The sequence below is a fragment of the Robiginitalea sp. genome (assembly GCF_049588695.1).
GTDB lineage: Bacteria > Bacteroidota > Bacteroidia > Flavobacteriales > Flavobacteriaceae > Robiginitalea.
The window spans coordinates 1-4,087 of record NZ_JBAVZJ010000063.1 but is presented as its reverse complement, the minus strand read 5'-3'; the positions used below and the strand labels follow the sequence as shown (position 1 = coordinate 4,087).

The following is a 4,087-nucleotide window of genomic DNA, read 5'->3' as shown; positions in this document are numbered from 1 at the left end:
TGTGGGCCCTCCTGTCAACCATAAGGTATCCATGGATGTGGTTGTGAACGAATTAAAAGAAGCTGGTTTTACGGCTTTTGATATAAACGTAGAATTACTTGAATACCAATTTGTGATACGAGCCAAGTTCACGGCCCGCAATTGAATACCCTAAAGGGTCATAAATTCATACTTTGAAGAAAATCCAACTCATTTTCCTTATCGCCGTTTTTGGAATTACGGCGTGTAAAAATGAACCTGAAATTCCAGAAATCCCCTACTCCCAGGAGGTGGTTTCAAGTCCCATTCCCTTTGCTGAGGGAATAATATCTACAGTGGAAAACAGTGAGTTCGAGTTGACCTTCTCTACAGACGGGCGGAGAACATACTTTTCCAGAAGGCCCCCGGAAGGAAAACAGATGATTTACGTAAGTGATTTTAAAGACGGTACGTGGTCCGTACCCAAACGCGCTGATTTCTCGACGGACCGGGACGAAACAGCATTCATAACGCCTAATGGCCAATTTCTTTTTTTTGGTTCTGAGCGCCCCATTCCGGGGAAACCCAATAAGGGAAATTTTGACATGAACATTTGGATGATGGAGAAAACGGAAAAGGGCTGGAGCGAACCCAAACCTCTACCCGAACCCATTAACGCAGCGCAAGTGGAAAACGAGGAATGGCCTTCTTCAAACAATAATTTCCTTTTCACCCATGATGATGAAACTTTTTATTTCACCTCTATGAGGCGAGGAACAAAAAGTATAAAACTCTATCAGACAACATTTGATGGACACGATTTCTCAGAGCCCCAAGTCATAGACGGTATATTTGAGGAGGATAAATATTGGGTGTATTCCGCCGTAATTTCACCTGACGGACAATTTCTGGTCTTCAATTCGTACGGTGCCCCCGGAGGTTCTGGGGGAGAAGATATTTTTGTTTCTAAAAAAACAGAAAAAGGTTGGAGCAGGGCCAGGCCCATCGGAGAAGTAGTGAATTCCAAAGATGAAGAAAGCAGTCCAAGGTTTTCAAGGGATGGAAAATACTTCTTTTTTAGCCGGGCCGAGAACCTGGGAAATTATGAATATGGCGAATGGGACATCTTCTTTGTAGAAACAGAGTACCTCCAATTGGATAAAATATTTGATTGAGAACCTGGCCTTAGCCCCCCTGGGGCGTGACCGCAGCGCGCCAGCTATGTTAGGCGTTCGCATTGGCGTGAAAGAAAGGTTGTTCCCTTTTCTTCAGAACGGAAATTGAAAAACGATAACTATGAATCTAAAATGGATACCTCTAATTATTTGGTGTATGCTCCCTTTGGCAGTTGGCGGCCAAAAAAATCCCTTACCCACCACGGCCCCCTTGCTGCATAATGCCTTTAACCGGCCGGCGACTTCACTCAACGGAGACTGGCATTATCTGGTAGACCGGTACGAGACGAGCGTCTATAATTTCTGGAGGATCCCCTTTGATTCAGTCTCGCCTGAGGCCTATGGGCGGGATGCGGTCTGGTTGGATGAAACCCCAAATGACAAAACAGATCGTTTGGAATACGATTGGGATTCCGCAGCAACCCTTACGGTACCGGGGGACTGGAATTCCCAGGTGGATGAATTGCTATTCTATGAAGGCTCCATCTGGTACCGCACTAAATTTGACGATCCCAGGACAAACGCAAAGGACAAACTTCTTCTCTATTTCGGCGGTGCGAATTACCGTACGGATGTCTATCTCAACGGCCGGAAAGTAGGGTCGCACACAGGAGGGTTCACCCCGTTTAATTTTTTTATAGGACAGCAGGTCAAACCCAATGGCAACTCTCTGGTGGTGCGTGTAGACAACCAGCGGGATCCCTCCGGGGTTCCCACAGATGTGACCGATTGGTGGAATTACGGGGGCCTGACCCGGGACGTAAAACTGATCGCCCTGCCTCAAACTTATATAGAGGATTACAGCATTCGTCTCAATCCGGAAAATCCGGAGGAACTTACAGGCTACATACAACTGATGGGATCGCAGGCAAATGGGCAGCAGGTTATGCTGAAATGCCCTGAACTCGACCTGAACATTTCTTTATCGACAAACCCGGGTGGGAAAGCGATCTTCAGGCAGTCTTTAAAAGAAATACCCATTGAATTGTGGGATACCCGGAATCCGAAGTTGTACGAATTCACTATTACGGCAGGGTCGGATCGGACAACAGATCTGATCGGCCTGCGTACGATTGAAACGCGGGGGAGTGAAATCCTCTTAAATGGCAAACCGATTTTCCTTCGCGGAATATGTGCCCACGAAGAGAATCCCCTCAAGGGGTCAAGGGCCAACAGTAAAGACGATGCCCGCCAACTCATGACATGGGCCCGGGAACTCCAGGCAAACTTTATGCGGTTGGCGCATTATCCGCACAATGAATACATGCCCCGGCTGGCCGACGAACTGGGGATCTTGCTTTGGGAAGAAATTCCCGTGTATTGGACCATCGACTGGAAAAACGAGGCTACTTATGCATTGGCCGAACAACAACTCGCAGAGGTGCTTTATCGGGATAAAAACCGCGCCTCGGTGATTATCTGGTCCCTGGCCAATGAGACCCCGGACCTCGGGGAAAAAGTAATTTTTCTAAAAAGACTGGCGGAATTCGCCCGCGGATATGACAACAGCCGCCTCATCTCAGCCGCACTGTTTAAATCGAAATCAGCAGACGGGAAAATGACAGTCAGCGATCCGTTCAGTGCCTATACAGACATTATTGCTTTTAATGAATATCTGGGATGGTATGAAGGCACCCCGGAAATCCTCGACGGTGTTGAATTTGTTTTTAACCAACAGAAACCGGTACTGGTGTCGGAGTGGGGCGCCGGGGCTTTGGCCGGCCTTCACGGGGATTCACTCACGCGTTGGAGTGAAGAATATCAGGACTATCTATACGGGGAGCAATTGAAACTCATGGACCGCATACCACAACTCGCGGGGTTTACGCCCTGGATTCTAGCGGATTTTCGGAGTCCCCGCCGGATGCATCCCCAATATCAGAAAGGCTGGAATCGCAAAGGCGTCATCGGTCAGGGAGGAGAGCGGAAAAAAGCCTTTTATCGGTTGCAGGCCTATTATAAAAGAAAAAAGCAGGGAGACCCGGAGAAATAGTTTACGGACTTTGTTCGGGGAATAGTTCCCGGATATCCTTTGGGCCATTATTGCACCCCAGATAGGGGCAAATCAAATTAAAAAGGGAATCAAAAGTTAAGGCGGGCAGGACTACTTAACAGAATTACTATATTCAACAATCTTTGACAGAGTCTGAAGAGGCTCTAACAAAAGCCGTTATAACTATAGACCTGAGAAAATGAAAGTATTTAAGACAGGAATTGCCTTTATCGTATTCTTTACATGCCTTACACTTACTCATGCACAAAACAAAATCAAGCAGGAAGCCGGGTATTCACCCCAAATTGGCACGATGGTGGATATGCTCGAGGATTTAAAAAGCAGGATCGAAGAAATGACCCGTGATTTGACCCAGGCAGAAACCGATTATCTGTTCGATGACGATGCCAATAGTATTGGATCGCTCATCATGCATTTGGTATCCACAGAAGCCTACTACCAGGTCCAGTCGTTGGAGGGACGTTCCTGGACGGATAAGGAAGCAGCCGTGTGGATGGTAGGCGGAGAATTGAATGAAAAAACCAGAGAACAACTAAAGGGCAAGCCCATAGCGTACTATCTTGAGTTGTGGGATGAGGTTCGGAATAAAACCCTGGAAGGACTTAAGGCAAAGGATGATGCGTGGTTTGCGGCTGACATAGATGAAGGTATAAACAACCATTATGTATGGTTTCATGTTTTGGAGCATTCAGCGAATCATATGGGACAGATCGCCCTGGTGAAAAACAGGCTACCCGAATAATAAAAATCTATAGCATTCCATGGGAGACAAAAAACGGGTTCGCATCAACAAGTATTTTAGCGAAATAGGGGTTTGTTCACGCAGAGCCGCAGACAAACTGATCGAGCAAAAGCGGGTAACCATCAACGGGGTCATTGCCGAAATGGGGACTAAGGTCTCCCCGGAAGACGAAATTCGCCTGAACGGGAAGCTCATTAG

The 4,087-nt window shown here is 47.1% G+C and carries 4 protein-coding genes; all 4 read left to right on the top strand.

Annotated elements, in window-relative coordinates; all coding sequences use genetic code 11:
- Positions 1-173 precede the first annotated feature (173 nt).
- Positions 174-1,133, top strand: coding sequence for a TolB family protein (locus WBV75_RS01320; RefSeq protein WP_424118859.1), 960 nt, complete (start codon positions 174-176; stop codon positions 1,131-1,133).
- 157 nt (positions 1,134-1,290) lie between these two features.
- Positions 1,291-3,126: a glycoside hydrolase family 2 protein gene (locus WBV75_RS01315; protein WP_424118858.1), complete on the top strand. Its 1,836-nt coding sequence runs from the start codon at positions 1,291-1,293 to the stop codon at positions 3,124-3,126.
- 199 nt (positions 3,127-3,325) lie between these two features.
- Positions 3,326-3,889: a DUF664 domain-containing protein gene (locus WBV75_RS01310; RefSeq protein ID WP_424118857.1), complete on the top strand. Its 564-nt coding sequence runs from the start codon at positions 3,326-3,328 to the stop codon at positions 3,887-3,889.
- A gap of 19 nt (positions 3,890-3,908) precedes the next feature.
- Positions 3,909-4,087, top strand: a 179-nt coding sequence (locus WBV75_RS01305; protein ID WP_424118860.1) for a S4 domain-containing protein, incomplete at its 3' end; no start/stop codon positions are given.

Excerpts from the sequence above, each read along its gene's own strand:
- WBV75_RS01310 (WP_424118857.1), top strand. The coding sequence starts at position 3,326 with ATGAAAGTATTTAAGACAGGAATTGCCTTTATCGTATTCTTTACATGC.
- WBV75_RS01315 (WP_424118858.1), top strand. The coding sequence starts at position 1,291 with ATGCTCCCTTTGGCAGTTGGCGGCCAAAAAAATCCCTTACCCACCACG.